This window comes from Dactylosporangium sp. NPDC049525 (assembly GCF_040676755.1).
Classification (GTDB): Bacteria; Actinomycetota; Actinomycetes; order Mycobacteriales; family Micromonosporaceae; genus Dactylosporangium.
In genome coordinates this window covers 238258-254593 of sequence record NZ_JBFAPO010000005.1, presented here as the reverse complement: position 1 = coordinate 254593, position 16336 = coordinate 238258, and the positions used below count along the sequence as shown (strand labels likewise).

The window sequence follows — 16336 nt, the reverse complement described above, 5'->3', positions numbered from 1 at the left end:
ACGGGCGACCGCCGAAGTGTGCGACGGTCGCCCGCGACGTTCACGGCACCGAAGTCGGTGCGCGGGACAGCGCGGAACCGGGGGACGTTGGTAGGTTCCCGCGGACCAGCACACGAACGGGGATGAACCAAGGCCATGGGTGCGACTGCACTGAGACTGCTCACGGTGCTCGTCCTGCTCGGCGGGGCGGCGGGTTGTGAGAAGGAGTCCGGCGGGAGCGCCGCGGCGGCAACACCGAACACCACCACCGCGGACGCCAAGGCGGTCTGCGCCCCCGTCGACGACGAGCTCAAGACCACCCTGGCGAAGGTCGCCGAGGCGGAGGCGATCGGGCCGCCGGCCGGGCATCACGCGGTCAGCGCCCAATGGTCCGCGGGCGCGGCGACGATCTCCTCGCTGATCACCGGCGTGACCGGGCCGGTGGCGGAGGCGGCCAACGCCGTCGCGGGCGCCATGGGCGCGATAGCCGACAAGTACGTCGACGCGAAGTCCAAGCCGGACAAGGCGCCGGTGAACGCGGCGATCGAAGCGTTCCGGGCCGTCTGCCGCTGACGCCAGCGGCGGGCGACGGGCGGTTACGCGCCGGTGAGGGCCAGGTCGGCGCCGGTGCGGATGCCGGGGCCCGCGAGCGTGCTCAGGTTGCCGTCGGCGTCGGCGTGCACGACGCGGGTGCTCGCGTGGTAGCGGATGTTGAGGTTCTCCGCGAAGTGCCGGCCGTTGAGCAGGCCGCCGGCCGCCATCACGGTGCCGACGTCCAGCGCCCAGTACCGGTGGCCCTGGTGCCCGTCGCGGTAGTGCACGGCGATCTCGCCGGACAGGTAGGCGTCGTAGACCACGCGGACGCCGAGGTTCATGCTCAGCGCGACCAGCTCGTCGCCGGTGTCGCCCGGCGGCAGGTCCACGCTCGCGGATTCGACCTCGCCGGCGCCGGTGCCCCAGTCGTGGGTGTAGTCCAGGGCGGCGCCGCCGGCCGGGAACGTGATCGCGTACCGGACCGGTGCCGTGGGGCTGACGCCCGCCGCCGGGGACCACAGGTGGGTGGCGGTGCGCGTGAGGCGGGCGCCGGTGCCGGTCAGCGGGAGGCTGACCGGCATGGAGCCGACGCCGGTGACGGAGGCGCTCTGCACGACCAGGGTCGTGGTGACCGGGGACCAGTCGTGCGAGCTGTGCAGGAACCCGTCGAGCTGGGCAAGGTCCGGCGGCTCGCCCAGGCACGCGGTGACGGCCTCGGTGAGTGCGTCGCCGGACAGGCCGAACAGGGCCGTCTCGTCCTCGGTGACCGGATGATGGTCGGCGCCGGTCGCGTTGACGCTCGACGAGGCGTAGCAGAGCCCCGCGATGATCGACAGCTCAATGCCCATGACCGGCTCCCTGGGTTGTAACGCCACCGTTACGAAGCGTCCCACCCGTTTCGCCGGAGCCGGTCTCGAACGCTAAAACCGCACCGAAGAGGGAGTCAGCGAGGTCAGCCGCGGCGCGGAGCGCACCTGGAGGGTGGCGCTGAAGGCTTCGTCATCGAGGCTGCGCTTCGAGGACGCGGCCAGGTCCGCGGCGGCGGCGGTCTCCCGTTCGAGGGTGGACGCCTGCTGGTACGCGCGGAACAGCCGGTCCCGGATGATCCGGCGCATCCGCAGCTGCTGGGCGAACGGGTGCTCGGTGGGGTCCCAGCCGTTGCGGTGCATGAGGGCGTCGGCGAGGTTCGCCGCGGAGATCTCGCCCCGCTGGTGCGCGGCGTTGACCATGCGGACCATGTGCTGCCGGCGCGTCTGCGGGTCGTCGTCGGTCAGCGGGAACGCGTTGGCCCGCTCCAACCGCCGGACCGCCTGCTCCGCCTCCTCGTAGGCCCGCCACGACGCCTCCTGCGTGCGCTGGGCGGCCTCCCACTCCTCGCGGCGGCGAGCCGCCATCACCGAGGTCCGGGAGGCGGCGACGGTCACCTCGTCGCTGTACCGCTGCAACTCCCGCATCTCACTGGTGCGCTGCTCGATCACGAGCTGGCGCTCCCGGGCGGCCTCCGGGTCGCGGACGGCCTTGCGCAGCCTGGCCCACCACGACGGGCCGGCCGCGGCGCCCTGGCGCTTGGACAGGAAGGTGAGGATGGCGAACGTGATGACGACTGCGGCGAGCAGCGCACCCCAGATGGCGAGCGCCTCGCGCATTCCGTGAGCAAGGTCCTGCAGAGCGGCGTCCATGAATGCACCTCGAGGGGGGATCGAGCGGCGAGAGGGGAAAATGCTTCTCAGGCCGAGGTGCGGGGCGGGGCGCGTCCGGCGACCGAGCCCACGGTGACACCGTCAAGAGCAAGAGCAAAAGCCGCCATGGTACGACCAGCGCCACCGACGGCCTGCGGATATACCGGGCCGGACCGCAGCGCTGCCGGCACCCCCACGGACGATCGACGCACCGCCGACGGTGCCGTGGCCGCCGCTGCCGCGGCCGTCGCCGCGACAGACACCACCGGACGGTCCACAGTGGACGGCGGCAGCGCCGGGGTGAACCCGGCACCGAGGATCAACGCGCAGAGGGCAAGCGCCAGCCGTCGCACGCCACGCCGCAGACGACTGGCTGGCGCAACGACGTACATAACTCCAACATGCCCCTTCCGGGTGAAGGTCGCAACCCGGGGTGACCCGTCACACCACGGACCCGCAGTTGCCCTCCCCCACCGGTCCCGCCAAGCTCGCGATCAATGGCTGAAGCCTGTCGGGCCCTACGACCGGCACCCCGATCCCCCGCGTCGCCACGGTCAAGGACCGGAACGCCAGGTAGCGGCGGTCCTCAGGCCTGCCGAAGGGCGCGGCGAAGCCGTGCGCGGCGGGCCGCGTCGGTTTCCGGACAACGACGCCTGACAAAGACCCTCCGGCGACGGCAACGGTTTACGGCTCGACTTGCATCTATCAACGCACAACACCTCGGGGATGCCGGCCGGCGCCTACCCAGTCATCGACCTAGAAAGGAGGGCCGTGGTGGGAGCGTCGTCAGCGGCTGTCGCCAACACAGATCCATTGCATTTGGCCAATTCGAACAGAGAGAGGTTTGTCGGCGTGGATGCTTTGGCCGCCGAGTTCGATGCGTTTGTACGGGCTCGGTCGTCGTCGCTGTTGCGATCGGCGTTTCTCCTGACCGGGGATCAGCATCTGGCTGAGGATCTGGTGCAGAACGCGTTGATCAGCACGCACCGTTCCTGGCGGCGCCTGCACCACGCCGGCAACGCGGAGGCGTACACACGGAAAGTCATGTATCACCTGCAGGTCGCCTGGTGGCGGCGGGGCAAGGTCGCGGAGTCGCTGGCCGGCGACGTGACGGAAACGATGCGCGGTTCCCGGCGGCCCGGTTCGGGCGACGGTGACCACGCGACGATCACGGCGGTGCGGATCACGTTGCAAGCGGCGTTGCTGCGACTGACGAACCGCCAGCGGGCGGTGCTGGTGCTGCGATTCTTCGAGGACCGCACCGAGACGGAGGCCGCCGATCTGATGGGGGTCTCGGTCGGCACCATCAAGAGCCAGACAGCGAAAGCATTGGCGCGGCTCCGCACAATCGCGCCGGAATTGGACGAGTTCTACTTCACGAGGGTGGCCCGATGAACAGCATCAATTCCCAGCGGTTCCACACCGACCTCGCCGAGATCGCAGAACTCGCCAATCCGGTAGACCTCCACGACCGGGTGATCCTCGGCTCCAGGCGGCAGACGCAGCGCCGGAACGTCCTGGTCTCGCTCGCGGCCGTCGTGGTCGTCGCGGCCGGCGGCGTCGCCTTCGCGATGGCACCCCAGCAGGGCGGCACCGCCGAGCCGGGTGCGACACCTACCACCGCCCCGACCAGCCAGACCGCCGGCCCCGAAACGTCCCCCACGCGGGGGGCGGCGGACGTCTCAGCCAGACTCACGTTGGGTCCGTGGGCGTCGTCGAGCGGGAAGTCGTCGCTGCCCGGCACGCTGTTCTACCTGACCGGCGCGGTCAGCGGGAGCAACGAACCGATCAAGATCAACGTGCTGGCCGGCGGCACGCTGCGCACGGCGACGCTGCAAGGGGAAGCGGGCCCTTACGACTGCGCACGCCAGTCGATCGTGTTCTCACCCGACGGCACCCAGGTCGCGTGGGTCGAGGGCGACACCCGGGGCAGCAGTGGCGGGGCGCTCGTCGTGGCATCACTGCAGGGCGGCGGACAGAAGGTCGTCGCGGGCGGCCCGGTCCGATGCGAAGGAGGCTCGGGCCCGAAATGGATGCCCAACTCGCGTGAGCTGGTCGTGAGCGCGGCGCGCGACACCGGCGTCAACATCGTCAACGTGAGCACCGGCGCATCCACCCCCGCACCAGCGGCCTGGGGCGACTACCTGGCCTGGTCGGCGAACGGCGCCTACGTCGCCTACGGCGAACAGAACTCGATCGTCGTCGCCACCGCGACCGGCACCGTCGTCAAGCGAGTCCCGTACGACATCAACTGCTGCACCGGTGGCTTCTCCGTCCAAAGCATCTCCAACGACGGCCGCTACGTCGGGGTCAGCTTCCGCAACAGCGACCCGACCACGGTCCGCAACGCGATGAAGATCGTCGACATGACCACCGGCAAAGACGTCGACCTCGGCCGGACCCCACCCCCCAACGGCTCGATCGAGGTCATCCTCACCGGAGCCGACCGCCTCTTCGCCATCAAGGTCACCAAGACGTCCACCGACGTCGAACTCGACTACGCCGGCAACCAGGAAAGCAAGTCGATCCCGGTGAACGGCCAGACCCAGATCCGCGCCTACCACCCCTGACCCGAAACCCCAAAGGCATCGCTGGTGAACGAACCACTCGTTCACCAGCGATGCCTTGTCCGCATGAGGGAACCGGAGTGGGCGACCCAGTTCCTATGGGGACTCTGAGCGGGGTGCGGAGCTGATCCGGAAGCGCAGGAACGTCCGGCCGGCGACCTCGACCTCACCGTCGGGGCGAAACCCGAACCGTCGCACGCCGGCGGCGGTGCCCCGGGTGGGCGGCAGCAGCACGGTCACGTCGTCGAAGCCGAGCGGGCCGAACGCCTCGGCCAGGACCCGCTCGGCGATCGCCCGCCCGTGACCCCAGAACGCCGGGCGCAGCACGAGGGCCAGGTCGACCTCGTCGCCCTCCGGTTGCAGGCCGCCCCAGCCGGCGAACGCGCCGTCGACCAGGAACGCCCACGGACCGTAGCCGTGGTCACGCCACATGGCCTCCTTGGCGGCCAGCCAGGCGGCGCAGTCCTCGCGGCCGAAACTGCCGGTGGCGAGCGGCATGTGCCGGCGGACCCGGGGATCGTTCATGAGTTCGATCAGGTCAGCGTGGTCGACCTCGGTCAGCCGGGCCAGGGTCACCATGCTCACGCGGCGACCGTGTGGCGGTTCAATGGCGATTGCGGCGGGCGGCGAGGCGGTCCGCGATGGCGTTGTAGAGGCGGCCCACCCACGACGGGTCGCCGCCGTCCACCAGGGAATGAGTGCCGAGGAACTGCAGATTCGGGTCGGGGCCGCCGTTGTAATCAGCGTTGGTCTGACCCGGGATGCGTTTGGGCTGTGCGCTCATCGGTCGTCACCTTCCCTGCGCTCCAGCGACCGCGTCGGCCGTGCCTGTATTTGACGCCCGAGAACGGCCGGATCGATCCCACCCTGGCAGATCCTGAGGAAGTCTTGCCATCCACGAACGACTCGTCCCGGATCCGCCGCTTCCCCGGGTCATAAGCGTATTACTCTTAATACGTGAGCGAGATCCTCTGGCGCATGCCAAAGGCGGGCGAGCGGCCCGAGGCCGACCTGCGGGACGGCCTGACCGCCGCTGACCTGGCCGAGGCGCTGGTGCGGACCGAGGGCGAGCAGCGCCGGGTCGAGCTCAGCGAGTTGCGCTTGGCCGTGACCGCTCCGAGCCGAGGAACGTCCCGGCTCATTCGCACCCTGTTGATCCGCGACGACGGCTCGTTCGTGTGGCGGATCCGCTTCGCACGGTTGGCAACGCTCGAAGAGATCGAACAATGGGCCAAGCAGACGGGAGCAGCGTGATGGAACAGCCTGACCTGAACAGCATGACGGACGACCAGGTCGCCGAATGGTTCGCCAGCAACGACACGAGCGGCCTCGTCGGCTCCGGCCGGCCGGTTGAAGGCCAGTTCGTGCAGGTCGATGAGACAGGCGCCGCGGTGGGCAGGATGGTGTCGCTCAAGATGCCTGCCGCTATGGTCGACGCCCTAGACGCCGCCGCAGGCCGCGACCGTGAGGGTCGCTCCGGCATCATCAGAACAGCCGTGGCGGAATGGCTGGCCCGCCATCCCAACACCACAGAAGCCGCGTAGGCCGCCAGGCCCCGGACCGGCCCCCTGGCTCAAAGTGCAATCAAGCGCTTTGGGCCGACCGGCCGCAGGCACACCCCGTACCACCGCCGCACCGAGACAACAGCACTCAACCCAACACATCGGCGCCGCTACGGGTCTTGAGGGGGTGTGGGTGGAGCGAAGCTCCCCCACCGGGGAGCGCGGGCGGAGCCCGTGCGCGGGGAACGACGACATCACCAGACGCGAAACGGCGCACTCCGCCGTGAGCAGAATGCGCCGATTGATGGAGTGGAGACGAGGGGACTCGAACCCCTGACCCCCACACTGCCAGTGTGGTGCGCTACCAGCTGCGCCACGTCCCCATCTGCGTGCCCCGGTCTCGCGGGCACTCACGGAATAGTACACAACCACTGACGGGGTCTCACAGCGGGTATCTAGTTCTGCGTCGGGTCTGCCGGGTAGTGGGCGACCGCTGCCATGAGGCCGCCCTGGCGGCGCAGGACCATCTGCCAGAGGTCGTCGGGGCGGGGGGCGAAGGCGTCGCTGGGGAGGGCGTCGAAGACGAACCAGGAGCCGCTTTCGATCTCGCGCTCGAGCTGGCCCGGGGACCAGCCCGCGTAGCCGGCGAAGACGCGGACGCCGACGACGCCCGCGACGAGCAGGTCAGGGTCGCCGGAGAGGTCGACGGTGCCGACGGCGCCGGAGACGCGGTTGAAGCCGGCGAGGTCCTCGACGCCTGGGCGGGTGCGGGCGAGGCAGATCGCGGCCTCGGGCTGGACGGGGCCGCCTTCGAAGACGACGGGAGGCTCGCCGGCGAGGGCGCCCCAGCCGCCGAGGACGTCGGCGACCTGGACCTCGGTGGCGCGGTTGAGCACGACGCCGAGGGCGCCGCCCTCTTCATGGGCGACGACGAGGACGACGGTGCGTTCGAAGTTGGGGTCGCGGAGCGCGGGCGTCGCCACCAGCAGCCGGCCGGTCAACGACTCCATCGCCCTCCCTCGCCGCTTCTTCGACGTGCCCCGTCCGGTGCTGGAGCTCCCCGGCCGTGGTGATCCCCGCCCGGTGGGCGCGCCGAATATCCCACCTGTGGGCTCAGAGGAACCCCCCGATGAAGAACCCCCGGACGATGAGCCGCCCGAGGAGCCGGAGTCGCCGCCGGACGGGCGGAATTGTTCCATCCCACCGAGATCCCCGTATGAAGACATCAGCCCCACCAGCAGACATGACCGGCCGCGCGGTTGAGAACCGCGATCGTCGCGAGGCGGGGTGCGAGCGTCATGTCTCGCACATTAGCCTGACCCGCCCCTCGCGGTTAGGGTCTGTTGCGTGACCTCACTCGCCGACGTTGCCGTCATCGGTGGTTCAGGGCTGTATGCGCTGCTGGAAGACGCCGAGGAACATGTGCTCGACACGCCGTTCGGCGCGCCGTCGGACCCGGTCACGGTGGCGACGGTCGGTGGGCGGCGCACGGCGTTCCTGCCCCGGCACGGCAAGGACCACCGGTTTCCGCCGCACCGGATTCCCTACCGGGCGAATCTGTGGGCGTTGCGGGAGATCGGGGTGCGGCAGGTCCTGGCCCCGTGTGCGGTCGGTGGTTTACGGCCTGAGCTGGGGCCGGGCACGTTCGTGGTGCCGGACCAGCTGATCGACAGGACGTCGGGGCGGGTGCAGACGTTCTATGACACGGGTGCGGTGCACGTGAACTTCGCCGACCCGTATTGCGCGAACGGGCGGGCCGCGGTCAAGAAAGTTGCAGCGGAGCACGGGATCGAAACCACGGACGGCACGATGGTCGTCGTGGAGGGGCCGCGGTTCTCGTCGCGGGCGGAGTCGCGGTGGTTCACCGCGATGGGTGGTGCTGTCGTGAACATGACCGGGCACCCTGAAGCGGTCCTGGCCCGGGAGCTGGCGCTGTGCTACACGTCGATCGCGTTGGTCACGGACCTCGACGCCGGGGTCGAGGGTGATCATGGGGTGACGATGGACGAGGTGTTCGCGGTGTTCGCGGCCAACACGGAGCGCCTGCGGGCGGTGCTGCTGGACGTGATCCCGGCCCTGCCGGAGCACCCGGACGACCCCTGCCAGCACGCTCTGGACGGGCTGCCCGTCTGAACGACGGCCCGCCGGTCTGAACGACGGCCCGGCCGTCTGACGACGACCCCCGCCTACGCGGCAGCCGGCAGGTGCACGACGAAGCGGCACCCGTCGTCGACGTTCGCGACGTCCACGGCGCCGTGGTGGGCCTCGACCAGCCCGCGGACGATCGCGAGCCCCAGCCCGCCGCCGGCGTCGCGGGTCGGGGTGCGCGCCGGGGTGCCACGGAACGCGACGTCGAACACCCGCGGCAGGTCGCCCTCCGGGATGCCGCCGCAGGTGTCGCTGACCGCCAGCCACCCGCCGGAGGCGTCCTGCCCGCCGGTGACCTCCACGGTCCCGTCCGGCGGCGTGTACCGGATGGCGTTGCGGATGAGGTTGTTGACCACGCGGGAGAGCTCCGGGACGGATCCCCGCACGGTCGGCCAGCCGCTGGAGGGTGAGGCGACCAGCGTGATGCCGGCCGCGGCGGCGAGGGGGGTCGCCGAGGCGATCGCGTCGGAGACGACGTCGCCGAGGGGGACCTCGGACAGGGTCAGCCGCAGCGCGCCGGCGTTGATCCGGGACAGTTCGAACAGGTCGTCGACGAGGGCCGCCATCCGTTCGGTCTCGGCGCTGATGCGGTGGTGGTAGTCCGCGACCGTCGAAGGGTCGGCGACGACGCCGTCCTCGAGGGCCTCGGTCATGGCGCGCAGCCCGGCGAGGGGGGTCCGCAGGTCGTGGGAGACCCACGCGACGAGTTCGCGGCGCCGGGCCTCGGCCTCCCGCTCGCGCATCCGCGCCTCCGCGGCCCACATGCTGGCCCTGGCGAGGCGCTGGCCGGCCCAGAGCCCGGCGGCGAGGCTGACGGTCGCGGCGGTGCCGACGACGATGAGCAGCACGTGCAGGTCGTGGTCGGAGATGAACATCTGCATCGAGGCGCCGAGGATGCCGGCGAGCACGCTGAGGACGGTGACGAGCAGCAGGACCGCGATGTGCGCGGTGACGGAGCGGCCCCGCAGCGGCCCGCGGAGGATCAGCAGCCCGGCAACGGCGACGGCCAGGGACCCGCCGAGCGCCATCAGGAACGTGGCGAGGACGTCAGGCATATTCGTACCGGTAGCCGACGCCCCACACGGTGAGGATGCGGCGCGGCTGCGCTGGGTCGTCCTCGACCTTCTCCCGCAGGCGTCGCATGTGGACGGTGACGGTCGACTGGTCGCCGAAGGTCCAGCCCCAGACCTGCTGGAGCAGCTCGGTGCGGCGCAGCACCCGGCCGGGGTTGCGCATCAGGAAGACCAGCAGGTCGAACTCGCGGACGGTGAGGGCCAGCTCGCGACCGCGGAGGGTGGCGGTCCGCCGCGCGGCGTCGACGCGCAGGTCACCGTCCTGCAGCGACTCGGCGACCGTGGCGGGGGCCGCCCCGGAGCGGCGCAGCACGGACTGGACCCGCAGGACCAGCTCGCGGGGTGAGAACGGCTTGGTGATGTAGTCGTCGGCGCCGATCTCGAGGCCGAGGACGCGGTCGGACTCCTCGCCGAGGGCGGTGAGCATGATGACGGGCAGGGCGCGGTCCTGCTCACGCAGCCGGCGGCAGACCTCCAGCCCGTCGATGCCGGGCAGCATGAGGTCGAGCACCACGAGGTCCGGCCGGTCGGCGCCGTACGCGTCGAGCGCCTGCTGTCCGTCGCCGGCCAGCTCCACGGTGAAGCCCTCGCGCTCCAGGTACCGCCGCACGACGTCGCTGACCGTCGGGTCGTCGTCGACCACCAGCACCCGCTGTCCCATCGTTCGAGCCTAGAGCGCGCCGCTGCGCCCGGCACGAACCGGCTGGTCCTGTAATGGGACCGTCAGGTTTCGCCGCCGAGGTCGGTGTCGTAGGCCTCGTAGAGCAGGTCGGCGCCGCGCTGCCGGTGCTGCCACACCTCACGGATCAGACGGGCCGCGTCCTGGCAGACCACCTCGTGGCGGTAGCCGAACGACCCCGATTTTCCGTCAAACCCGTCGATCTCGTCGAGGTGCCCCTCGAGGTCGTCCAGGGCCTCCCAGACGGTCTCGTGGTCGCCGACGAGCCCGTAGAGCCCCCGGGCGAGCCGGGGCGCGTCACCGAGGACGCCTGCGTAGAGTCCGGACGGGCCTTCAGTCTCCCGGACGTGAGCGGCGAACGCCGCTTTGAGTTGGGCGACGGCCTGGCTGACCGCCGGTCGCCACGCCGGATCCCCGGCCGGCGTCTGTATTGCGTGCTCTATCCGTTGGATGCCACCGAGCAGTTCCATGGGACGCACCTCCGCCGCGGTTACGTCGTCAGTCCCTCCATGGTGTGACCTGGAGCACAAAATGTCCAGGTCAGAGCGTCGAAATCTCCTCATTGATCCCGGATGAGGCGCCTGCCATGCGGTGCAGCCAGGCGGAGACGACGGCCAGGTCCGCCGCACTGAACCCGGCGGCGAGGCGCTCCTCGACGGCCTGGACGGTCGGCAGGGCGGCCTCCAGGCGCGCCAGACCCAAGGGGGTCAGCTCGATCTGCTGGGAGCGCCGGTCGGTGGGGTGCTGGCGGCGCTCGACCAGGCCGGCCCGCTCCAGGCCGCCGAGCATCTCGTTGGCCGACTGGCGGGCGGTGGAGACCTTGCGGGCGACGTCGGCGACGGACATGCCCGGCGACTCCCGCAGCAGGAGCAGGGAGGCGAACTGCGCCACGGAGAGGTCGTGCTCGACGAGCGCCTCGGCGACCACGCCGCGCAGGCTCAGCCACGCGTGCCGGACCAGGAACGTCGAGCAGGCTTCTTCGGTACTCACCGCACCATTGTGCGCTGCGGGCACTATTGACAGGGACCTGACATTCTTGCCAGAGTGAGCGTATGACCGTCAGGGACCTGTCAATCAATCTACCCCAGCAACGTCGCGTGCTGTCGGTGCTCGTGTTCGCCGCGGTGCTGATCTGGATCGACACGACCATCCTCGGCATCGCCCTGGAGCGCATCGCCGACCCGCGGACCGGTCTCGGCGCGACCCCCGGCGAGGTGCAGTGGGCCGTCGGGTCCTATGCGCTGCTGTTCGCCACCGCGCTGTTCGCCGCCGGCGCGCTCGGCGACCGTTACGGGCACCGCACGATCCTCGTCGCCGGGCTCGCCGTCTTCGGCGCCGCGTCGATCTGGGCCGCCTGGGCCGGCGACGCGACCGGCCTGATCCTGGCCCGCGGCCTGATGGGGCTCGGCGGGGCGATGATGATGCCGACCTCGATGGCGATCATCGGCGCGACGTTCCCCGCCGAGCGGCGGGCCGGCGCGATCGCGGCCTGGTCCGCGTCCAGCGGCGTCGGCGTGGCGCTCGGCCCGCTGCTCGGCGGGGTGCTCGTCGATCACTTCTGGTGGGGTTCGGTGTTCCTCGTCAACCTCCCGGTCGTCGCGGTCGCGCTCGTGGGTGTCCTGCTGGTCGTGCCGAACCCCAAGCTCGTGCAGCGGCGCCGCCCCGACCCGCTCGGCCTGCTGCTGTCGACCGGCGGTCTGGCGCTGCTGGCGTACGGGCTGATCGAGGCCGGCCAGGACACCGACTGGACCCGCTGGCAGGTGTGGGCGCCGGTGCTCGGCGGCGTGGCGGTCCTCGCACTGTTCACCGTGGTCGAATGGCAGTCGAAGCAGCCGTCGTTCGACCCGCGGCTGTTCCGCAACCGGCGCTTCAGCGCCGGCAACCTCGCCCTCGCCGCGCTCTTCTTCGGCATCACCGGGCAGATGTTCTACGGCAACTTCTACCTGCAGGGCGCCCGCGGCATGTCGGCCCTGGACACCGGCCTGGCGTTCCTGCCGGGCGCGATCGGGGTCGCGGTCGGCTCCGGTCTCGGCGCGCGGCTGGCGAAGCGCTTCGGCGTCGGCCTGGTCAGCGGCGGGGCGCTGCTGGTGGTGGCCGCCGGGTTCCTGGCCAACCTCACGTTCGGCCTCGACACGCCGCTGCTGTGGTTCTGCACCGTCGGGTTCATCAGCGGGACCGCGATGGGCATGGCGATCGCCCCGACCGTCGCCGCGGTCATCGCGGTGCTGCCGCTGGACCGGATGGGCGCCGGCTCCGCGGTGAACAACACGGTCCGGCAGGTCGGCAGCGTCCTGGGCATCGCGCTGCTGGGCACGATCCTGGCGAGCACGTACCGGGACCGGATCGCGCCGGCCCTGGCCGGGCTGCCGCCGTCGGCCCGCGACGCCGCCGCCCCGTCCGCCGAGCACACCCGCGCCGTCGCCGAGCAGCTGCACCGCCCCGACCTGGCCGCCGCGGCCGACGACGCCTTCATGACCGCACTGCACATCACGGCGACCACCGGTGCTGTCGTCGCGTTTGCCGGTGGTGTACTGCTGCTGCTCGCGTTCCGCGCCCGTAAGTCCACTGTGGAACGCGATCGGGTCTTGTCCCCGACCGGCTGACCCGCGACGATGAACGGAGCATGACGGCGCGCCGGGGGGACGCCAGGTCGGCCTCCCGGCACGCGGTCCCGGCCCACGTCCCCGGATTGGCGCGATCAGATGACGACCGGTCCGGCTCCGGTGACCTCGCCCGACGAGGACGACCACCGGGTGCTCTGGGCCGGCGCCGACGCCCGGCCGGCGCTCGGACTCCTTCGGCGGCGGGTCGCGCTCGCCCTCACCGTGCTCGCCACGGCCGCGCTCGCCACTGTCGCGACCGGGCTGTGGACCGCGTCCAGGACGTCGTGGCGGTTCGTCGCGTTCGTGCCCCTCGAACTCCCCGTGCGGTGGATGACGGTGGTCGCGGCGGCACTGGCAGTCATCGGCGGCGCCGCGCTGCTCGGCCTGCGCCACCGTCCACTCGCCCGGGTGGTCATGGTGATCAACACGGTCGTGGCGCTCTTCACAATCTGCCTGGGCGCGGCGGAGAACGTCGTCCGCGATGGCATCGGCGAGCCGGGCGCCCACCCGGGCCGGACCGCCGCGACGCTGGTCACCCGGTCGCCCGGCGGCGGGCTGTCCCTGGTCGTGCACGACACCTACAACCGGTATCCCGGCGCCGCTCAGCGGCACTACCGGCTGCGGACCACCGGCTGGCCGGGCCGGGAGGGCAGGACCGACGTGGCGTGCACCGACGGCGGCGCCGACCCGAACCGCGTCAACGGCCGGTCGCCCGCCCAGGACTCCTCGCCCGCCCGCGACATCCCGGCCGTCCGGGTGGCGTCGGCCAGGTTCACCGACGCCAACCGGCTGGAGCTGGCCATGACCGACGGCCGCACCTGGACGGTCCGGATCGACGACGTCAACCCGGACCGCACGCTGGACTGGTGCGGCAAGGCGTCCGACCAGCCGCGGTAGCACCCATTGGTCAGGGTGCGATGTCCAGGGCGGCCAGCCGCTCCGGGTCGGCGACGATGTCGATCTCGGTGATGCGGCCGCCGCGGATGGTGAAGCCCATGACCGACATGACTCGGCCGTCCGGGGACGTGACCATCCCCGCCGCGCCGTTGACCACGGCGGGGCGGGCGGACCCGGCGTACCTGGAGAACAGCAGCGCCTGGCGGGCCACGACCTCGGCGCCGCGCAGGTGGCCGGAGACCGCCGACGGCAGGTGGGCGCCGTAGTCGGCGCGCAGCACCACGTCGGGGTCGAGGACCGCGACGAGCGCCTCGAAGTCGCCGGACCGGGACGCGGCCATGAACGCGTCGACGACCTCCCGCTGCCGGGGCAGGTCGGCGTCGGGCACCGCGGCGGCGCCCTGGACCCGCCGGCGGGCCCGGCTGGCGAGCTGCCGCGCCGCGGCCGGGGTGCGGCCCACGATCGGCGCGATGTCGTCGAACGGCAGCGCGAACATGTCGTGCAGCACGAACGCCAGCCGCTCCGCCGGCTCGAGGGTGTCGAGCACGACCAGCAGCGCCAGGCCGACCGCGTCGGCGACGAGGGCCTCGTGCTCGGGGTCGCCGCCGGCCGCCGGGCTGACGACCGGGTCGGGCACGCGCCCGTCCAACGGCTCCTCCCCGCGGGTCGCGCGGGAGCGCAGCAGGTTGAGCGAGATCCGCCCGACGACCGTGGTCAGCCAGGCGCCGAGGTTGTCGATCTCGTCGCGGCCGGTGTCACCGGCGTGCCGGCTCAGCCGCAGCCACGCCTCCTGCACGGCGTCGTCGGCCTCGCTGAGGGAGCCGAGCATCCGGTACGCCACCGCCCGCAACCGCCCGCGGTGCTCCTCGAACCGTTGTGCCAGCCACTCGTCTTCGTTCATTGCCTGTGTACCTCGGTGCGTCGTCACCAGCGTGACCCGCCCGGCCCTCGGGATGTGACCGGTTGTCAGCCGCACATCAGGGCCGCGTCAGTGGCGCTGCCCACACTCGGGGCATCCACACGGACATGAGGAGGCAACACGATGCGTCATCCACTCCGCGCCGGGCTGTTCGCGATCGCGCTCGCCGCGGCATCCCTTGCCGTCGCGCCGGCCGCGCACGCACGCTCCACCGATCCGGCGCCGCCGGTGCTCTTCGTGCGCGTCCCCGTCGTCCAGGGTGAGACCCTCGACGACGCCGGGAAGCTCATCAACCTGTCGGGCCTGAAGGTCGGCGCCGTCACCGGCGTCGAGGACTGCGCCAACCTGGGCCGGGTCGTCGACCAGGACCCCGACGCGAACACGCTGGTGCGGCGCGGCTCGGCGGTCAACCTGACGGTGGGCAAGGCGCCCGTCAAGGGCTGCGAGATCATCCAGTAACACTGCGAGGCCTCCGGCCCGGGGGTGCGACCCCGGGCCGGTTCTCACGTGCAGCCGGGCCGGTTCCTCACGTGCGCAGCCGGGCGGTGAACGCCGCCTCCAGCAGGGCGCGGCGCAGCTCCGCGGAGCGCCCGCGGGCCGTCGCGAGGTCCGCGTCGAGCCTGCGGCGGCCCGTTTCCAGGCGGTCGGCGCGGGCGCACGCCTCGCGCTGCCGGGCGAGGTCCGGCACCGGCACCACGATCCGCGCCAGGTCCTTCTGGTTCACCTTCCAGATGCCCGCCGTCGTGCGGGCAAGTGCCTCGATCTGCCGCCGTACCAACGGCGAATCCCAAACCAGGGCCAGGAACCGGGGCTCGAGCAACTCGGGTCTGGCCCGGATCCGCACCGCGGTGTCGGGGTAGGCGACCGGGTCGGGTTCGGTGTCGACCAGGGCGCCGCGGCCGACCAGGCGCAGGCTGCCGTTGCCCCGGGACACGAGGAAGTCGCCGCGGCGGATCAGGAACGGCCGGGCCTCCCGCTCGGTCCACGCGCCGCCCTTGCGCGCGCCGAGGTCCACCCGGCCGGACCGCAGGGCGGTGAGCCGCAGCACCGGGAACCCACCGTCGCGGGTCGGCACGGACCGCCCGTTCGCAAGGGGCGCCGCGAGCACCTCCGCCAGGGCGTGCCGAGGTGCGGTCGCCACCGCGCCGCCGGACAGCAGCGCCGCCTCGACGAGCGCCGCCGCGTTGCCCGCCGCCGCGGCCAGGTGCGCGTCGGCGACGGCGAGCCGGCGGAGGAGGTCGTCGAGGCGGCCGGCGATGCGCCGCTGCTCGTCGGGGCCGGGGACGGCGACCGGGAGCGCGTGGAAGCGGGACCGCGTGACGTGCACCATCCCGGAGCCGTGCGCGTGCCGCATCAGCTCGCCGAGCTTGAAGTCCAGCAGGTACTTGTGGAAGCGCCGGTCGATGCGCGACTCCACCTTGAAGATGTGCTGGTTGACGACGGCCTCCGGGCCGTCCCACAGGTAGGCGCCGAGCGTCGCGGACCAGGACACGAGCAGGTCCCCGGCGCGCACGACGTGCCGCTCGTCGACGTCGCCGCGGAAGTGGTGGAACCGCTCGCCGGACCCGGTGAGGTTCTGGATGCGGATGATCGGCCGGCCGGAGTCGCACCACTCGCCGCGCCGGAACCCGCGGCCGTTGACATACCGGCCCAGCGCGCCGAGGGTCGTCGCCGTCCACCCGGCCGGGACCGGCGCTGCGGCGGTCATCCACAGAGCCTAACGCCGCACGCCAGCCGGACCAGCGCCGGGCGGTGT

The 16336-nt window shown here is 71.8% G+C and carries 20 protein-coding genes and 1 tRNA gene; 9 read left to right on the top strand and 12 right to left on the bottom strand.

The window, feature by feature from the left end; translation table 11 throughout:
• Window positions 1–135 precede the first annotated feature (135 nt).
• The gene (locus AB0K00_RS11555) at window positions 136–552 is read left to right on the top strand and encodes a hypothetical protein (RefSeq protein WP_363518801.1); all 417 of its coding nucleotides are present in this window, start codon (window positions 136–138) and stop codon (window positions 550–552) included.
• A 23-nt stretch (window positions 553–575) separates the two neighbouring features.
• On the opposite strand, the gene AB0K00_RS11550 is transcribed toward AB0K00_RS11555, so the two are convergent.
• Window positions 576–1361 (bottom strand): hypothetical protein, encoded by a 786-nt coding sequence (locus tag AB0K00_RS11550; protein WP_363518798.1) that lies wholly within the window; start codon window positions 1359–1361, stop codon window positions 576–578.
• Between the two features lie 72 nt (window positions 1362–1433).
• Window positions 1434–2192 carry a hypothetical protein gene (locus AB0K00_RS11545; RefSeq protein ID WP_363518795.1) on the bottom strand — a complete coding sequence of 253 codons (759 nt, stop codon included), beginning with the start codon at window positions 2190–2192 and terminating at the stop codon, window positions 1434–1436.
• 852 nt (window positions 2193–3044) lie between these two features.
• Here AB0K00_RS11545 and AB0K00_RS11540 point away from each other — a divergent pair.
• The gene (locus AB0K00_RS11540; protein ID WP_363518792.1) at window positions 3045–3587 is read left to right on the top strand and encodes a SigE family RNA polymerase sigma factor; all 543 of its coding nucleotides are present in this window, start codon (window positions 3045–3047) and stop codon (window positions 3585–3587) included.
• The gene (locus tag AB0K00_RS11535; RefSeq protein ID WP_363518790.1) at window positions 3584–4762 is read left to right on the top strand and encodes a hypothetical protein; all 1179 of its coding nucleotides are present in this window, start codon (window positions 3584–3586) and stop codon (window positions 4760–4762) included. The genes AB0K00_RS11540 and AB0K00_RS11535 overlap by 4 nt, the downstream gene beginning before the upstream one ends.
• 93 nt (window positions 4763–4855) lie before the next feature.
• On the opposite strand, the gene AB0K00_RS11530 is transcribed toward AB0K00_RS11535, so the two are convergent.
• Both AB0K00_RS11530 and AB0K00_RS11525 read right to left on the bottom strand, forming a co-directional pair.
• Window positions 4856–5338 carry a GNAT family N-acetyltransferase gene (locus AB0K00_RS11530; RefSeq protein ID WP_363518994.1) on the bottom strand — a complete coding sequence of 161 codons (483 nt, stop codon included), beginning with the start codon at window positions 5336–5338 and terminating at the stop codon, window positions 4856–4858.
• 25 nt (window positions 5339–5363) lie between these two features.
• Window positions 5364–5543, bottom strand: coding sequence for a hypothetical protein (locus tag AB0K00_RS11525; RefSeq protein ID WP_363518787.1), 180 nt, complete (start codon window positions 5541–5543; stop codon window positions 5364–5366).
• Window positions 5544–5716: 173 nt separating this feature from the next.
• On the opposite strand from AB0K00_RS11525, the gene AB0K00_RS11520 reads away from it, so the two are divergent.
• A complete protein-coding gene (locus AB0K00_RS11520) occupies window positions 5717–6013 on the top strand; it encodes a hypothetical protein (RefSeq protein WP_363518784.1) in 297 nt (98 codons plus the stop codon).
• Complete coding sequence (locus AB0K00_RS11515) at window positions 6013–6303, top strand: ribbon-helix-helix protein, CopG family (protein ID WP_363518781.1); 291 nt, start codon at window positions 6013–6015, stop codon at window positions 6301–6303. Before AB0K00_RS11520 ends, AB0K00_RS11515 begins: the two co-directional genes overlap by 1 nt.
• A 268-nt stretch (window positions 6304–6571) precedes the next feature.
• Here the strand turns inward: AB0K00_RS11515 and AB0K00_RS11510 are convergent.
• Window positions 6572–6644: transfer RNA gene (locus AB0K00_RS11510), tRNA-Ala, on the bottom strand.
• A 72-nt stretch (window positions 6645–6716) separates the two neighbouring features.
• Window positions 6717–7271, bottom strand: a complete 555-nt coding sequence (locus tag AB0K00_RS11505) for a YqgE/AlgH family protein (protein ID WP_033367449.1) — start codon at window positions 7269–7271, stop codon at window positions 6717–6719.
• Between the two features lie 337 nt (window positions 7272–7608).
• On the opposite strand from AB0K00_RS11505, the gene AB0K00_RS11500 reads away from it, so the two are divergent.
• Window positions 7609–8394 carry an S-methyl-5'-thioadenosine phosphorylase gene (locus AB0K00_RS11500; protein ID WP_363518778.1) on the top strand — a complete coding sequence of 262 codons (786 nt, stop codon included), beginning with the start codon at window positions 7609–7611 and terminating at the stop codon, window positions 8392–8394.
• A gap of 53 nt (window positions 8395–8447) precedes the next feature.
• Here AB0K00_RS11500 and AB0K00_RS11495 read toward each other — a convergent pair whose 3' ends face one another.
• From AB0K00_RS11495 to AB0K00_RS11480, 4 genes are all read right to left on the bottom strand, one after another.
• On the bottom strand, window positions 8448–9464 hold the full coding sequence (locus AB0K00_RS11495) for a HAMP domain-containing sensor histidine kinase (protein ID WP_363518775.1): 1017 nt from the start codon (window positions 9462–9464) through the stop codon (window positions 8448–8450).
• Entirely contained in the window at window positions 9457–10143 is a 687-nt protein-coding gene (locus AB0K00_RS11490) for a response regulator transcription factor (protein ID WP_363518772.1), read from the bottom strand. The genes AB0K00_RS11495 and AB0K00_RS11490 overlap by 8 nt, the downstream gene beginning before the upstream one ends.
• A 62-nt stretch (window positions 10144–10205) precedes the next feature.
• Window positions 10206–10631 carry a hypothetical protein gene (locus AB0K00_RS11485; RefSeq protein ID WP_363518769.1) on the bottom strand — a complete coding sequence of 142 codons (426 nt, stop codon included), beginning with the start codon at window positions 10629–10631 and terminating at the stop codon, window positions 10206–10208.
• 70 nt (window positions 10632–10701) lie between these two features.
• On the bottom strand, window positions 10702–11151 hold the full coding sequence (locus AB0K00_RS11480) for a MarR family transcriptional regulator (protein ID WP_363518766.1): 450 nt from the start codon (window positions 11149–11151) through the stop codon (window positions 10702–10704).
• A 62-nt stretch (window positions 11152–11213) separates the two neighbouring features.
• Between AB0K00_RS11480 and AB0K00_RS11475 the strand changes: the two genes are divergently transcribed.
• Both AB0K00_RS11475 and AB0K00_RS11470 read left to right on the top strand, forming a co-directional pair.
• Window positions 11214–12764 carry an MFS transporter gene (locus tag AB0K00_RS11475; RefSeq protein WP_363518763.1) on the top strand — a complete coding sequence of 517 codons (1551 nt, stop codon included), beginning with the start codon at window positions 11214–11216 and terminating at the stop codon, window positions 12762–12764.
• 99 nt (window positions 12765–12863) lie between these two features.
• Window positions 12864–13661 carry a hypothetical protein gene (locus AB0K00_RS11470; RefSeq protein ID WP_363518762.1) on the top strand — a complete coding sequence of 266 codons (798 nt, stop codon included), beginning with the start codon at window positions 12864–12866 and terminating at the stop codon, window positions 13659–13661.
• Window positions 13662–13671: 10 nt separating this feature from the next.
• Here the strand turns inward: AB0K00_RS11470 and AB0K00_RS11465 are convergent, their stop codons facing one another.
• Window positions 13672–14562 carry a sigma-70 family RNA polymerase sigma factor gene (locus tag AB0K00_RS11465; protein WP_363518760.1) on the bottom strand — a complete coding sequence of 297 codons (891 nt, stop codon included), beginning with the start codon at window positions 14560–14562 and terminating at the stop codon, window positions 13672–13674.
• Between the two features lie 141 nt (window positions 14563–14703).
• Between AB0K00_RS11465 and AB0K00_RS11460 the strand changes: the two genes are divergently transcribed.
• Window positions 14704–15039, top strand: coding sequence for a PASTA domain-containing protein (locus AB0K00_RS11460; RefSeq protein WP_363518758.1), 336 nt, complete (start codon window positions 14704–14706; stop codon window positions 15037–15039).
• Between the two features lie 67 nt (window positions 15040–15106).
• On the opposite strand, the gene AB0K00_RS11455 is transcribed toward AB0K00_RS11460, so the two are convergent.
• Window positions 15107–16288, bottom strand: coding sequence for a restriction endonuclease subunit S (locus AB0K00_RS11455; RefSeq protein ID WP_363518755.1), 1182 nt, complete (start codon window positions 16286–16288; stop codon window positions 15107–15109).
• Window positions 16289–16336 lie beyond the last annotated feature (48 nt).